This window comes from Desulfuromonas sp. TF, assembly GCF_000472285.1.
GTDB lineage: Bacteria > Desulfobacterota > Desulfuromonadia > Desulfuromonadales > ATBO01 > ATBO01.
Genome location: NZ_KI421417.1, coordinates 64,125 through 67,097, shown reverse-complemented (window position 1 = coordinate 67,097; position 2,973 = coordinate 64,125). Strand labels below are relative to the sequence as shown.

Annotated in this window: 2 protein-coding genes; both read left to right on the top strand. The window is 60.2% G+C overall.

Translation table 11 applies throughout. The features are described 5' to 3' along the window. Positions 1-1,753 (top strand): hypothetical protein (locus DTF_RS0107910; RefSeq protein ID WP_162148614.1); only part of this gene is annotated, 1,753 nt, incomplete at its 5' end. A 189-nt stretch (positions 1,754-1,942) separates the two neighbouring features. Further along, positions 1,943-2,749, top strand: a complete 807-nt coding sequence (locus tag DTF_RS0107905; protein WP_027714890.1) for a DNA adenine methylase — start codon at positions 1,943-1,945, stop codon at positions 2,747-2,749. Positions 2,750-2,973 lie beyond the last annotated feature (224 nt).

Here is a 2,973-nt window from a genome sequence, read left to right as displayed (position 1 = left end):
ACGGCTCAGGTATGCGGCCGCGGCCTGGCAGGCCAAGGACAAGCCGGCCCTGCTGTACGGCAACGTCGACTGGCGGGGCAGTAACGGAGATATCCTGAGCTGGCGGGGCGTTCCGGGCCGCTATTTCGATACCGGCGTCAGCGCCTGGCTTGGCGGCATCACCGCACCGGTGGCCGGGCAGGTGGTGCACACGGACACCTCCACCCCTTCCCCGCAGGTGATCGTCCAGGTGCTGCAGCTGCCGGACCTGGGTGTGGCGATTCCCGCCGACTATGGTCCATACGTGGTTCTGGAGTCGCTGTTTAACGGAAAACTGTTTCACCAGGGCAGGGTGCTGATCGACGCCTCAGCAGAAGGCTGCAACCGGATCGCCGGGGCCTGTCTGAACGCATCCGGAAAAGTCGGCTACATTGCCAGCTCCGTGGGAAATGGCCGCGTCAGCTCTGAAACGCTGTACCTGTACGATTCTGAAACCGGAGACCGGACGCCACTGCTGAACATGGAATTTTACGGCGCCGCCAGCAGCCCGACCGACACCAGCTATTACAACATCAGCCCCTGGTTTTTCAACGCCAGCGGCACGGAAGCCACGGCCGTTCGGCGGGTCATAACTGATGATTACGTGTCTGACGTGTTCGGGACCTACTACATAGGCGAGTACCACAAATTCCGGCTGACGGTTGACCTGGACGCCGGGACCGCCGAGCTGGCAGACCTCGGGTTGGCCGTGACGGAAACATACGAAAAGACCGTGACACAGGGCGGTTCCACCGGCATCGACTTCGAAGACACCGGATGGTATTCCGAGGGCTCACAGGCCATCACCCGCACGATCGTGGCTGAGTTCGCCGATTACCTCGGGGATGCTGAGGTGACAGGCCAGATCGAGCAGATCTACACCCGCGGGACCGCCGGCAGGCAGGAGTTCGGAGAGAACATGCCGGTCTATGGTGATAACGAAGAGGTGCGCTACGACTCGGACGCTCAGTCCACCACGCTGAAAATCACTCTCAACGGCTCCGTGGTGTTCAATGAAACGGTTTTCAGCCGATCGGTGGACCGACGGTCGGAGCGTAGCAACGAACTGGAGATGGATCAGTTCTACGAGAATCCAGACTACAACCCGGAGACAGATCCCGGGTATTTGGAGATTCTTTCCGAAACACATGTCACGGTCGGGTCCGGAACGGACTCCCTGGTGGCGCTGTCCTTTGCCGACCTGCGAAACGGCGCGTACGTGCTCAGCGTCCGGAGCAGGCAGGAGGCAGGATTCTTTCAGAAGTGGGCCGGCAACAATGCAGGCACGTATGTCGGCATCATCGACTCCGGCGGCGGCTGGTCCGATGGTTGGGAGTGGACGTTCTCCGTGCCGGGCAGCACGTTGGACGAAAGCGCGGCGGGAACGCTGACCGGAGATTCGACGGCCACGGGACCGCTCACCCCCATCGTCAGCGAAGGTCAGTATGACTGGGATTATGGCGATGCCGAATCGTACGTGACAGGCGCCGACAAATTCCCGAGCATCGGCAACGTCATGCCGGGCGGCAACCTCGGGACGCTGTACGGCATGACCGCGTTCTATCCCGGCGAGCCGACCCGCGTGATCTACCGCGCGCCCCTGACGCTGGGCGCGGCGACAGATGCTCAGTGGCGTGCGGCAGAGATGCCTGTCGCCGGGTTCATTACCGGTGGCAATTTGGAAGCCTTGCTGGCAGTGCCGGTGGAGCAGGTGTCCGCCGTAGGTGTGGTTTGATTTGGGGGGGGGGATGGAATAAGAGGGTAGGACAAAGAGGGAGCGACCGGACGATGGCGGCCACCACCGCCCGGCCGCCAAGATCACAGACCAAGCCTGTGAGCCCAGCCAAGGCTCCCCCGCCACGATCGCGGCGGGAAGAGCCTAACAGAAACCGTCCGAAATGGACAGCTCTAATGGAGGCTCACCATGTCAAAACCGATCATTCCGTGGATAGGCGGCAAGCGCAAACTCGCCGACCACATCCTGCCGCTGTTTCCGGCGCACCAGTGCTATGCCGAGCCTTTTTGCGGCGCAGCGGCTTTGTTCTTTCTCAAGCAGCCCTCCGAGGTGGAGGTGCTCAACGATATCAACGGCGACCTGGTCAATCTATACCGCGTCGTGAAGCACCATTTAGAGGAGCTTTACAAGCAGTTTAAATGGGCGCTGTCCAGCCGGCAGAACTGGCACTGGCTGCAGTCGACCCCGCCGGAGACCCTCACCGACGTGCAGCGCGCCGCCCGCTTCCTCTACCTGCAGAAGCTCGCCTTCGGCGGCCGCGTCGACGGGCAGTCATTCGGCACCGCCACAACCTCGAGGCCCAGGTTCAACATCTTCACCCTCGAGCAGGATCTCGCAGATGCCCATTACCGCCTCGCCGGCACTACCATCGAGCATCTGCACTGGAGAGAGGTGATCAAGCGCTACGACCGGCCGCACACGCTCTTCTACTGCGATCCGCCCTACTGGCAGACCGAAGGCTACGGCGTCGCCTTCCCCTGGGAGGAGTATGAGGAGCTCGCCAGTCTGGCCAAATCGATCAAGGGCCAGATGATCCTCTCCATCAACGACCACCCGGACATCCGGGAGCTGTTTAAGGATCTGCCGGTGGTGGAAGTGGACTATAAATATACAGTGGGGGGAGGAGACAACCAGAGTGCCTGCGTCGAACTGATCTACGGAACATGGCCCGGGGGAGTCCCCGAACGGAGGGGGTATCAGCAGGGTCTTTTTTAGCCGTTAAATGGGCCGTTAAACCGCTGATAAAAGATGATACTCTTAGTGCCAAATCAGCAGGCACGGCGAAGTGAAGAACTTCAAAAGAGTCTAGTGCCAAAAAAGACGTGAATTAGTGCCAAATGGCGCAGCGCGTTACAGTCGTGGCACATTTTTTAGTCCACGATGTTATGGCACTTAACAAATAGAAAAAGGGGTCAACCGTTTCGGTTAACCCCTTGAAC

Bases quoted from the DNA above. Each gene is read 5' to 3' on its own strand.
- DTF_RS0107905 (WP_027714890.1), top strand. From the start codon at position 1,943: ATGTCAAAACCGATCATTCCGTGGATAGGCGGCAAGCGCAAACTCGCC.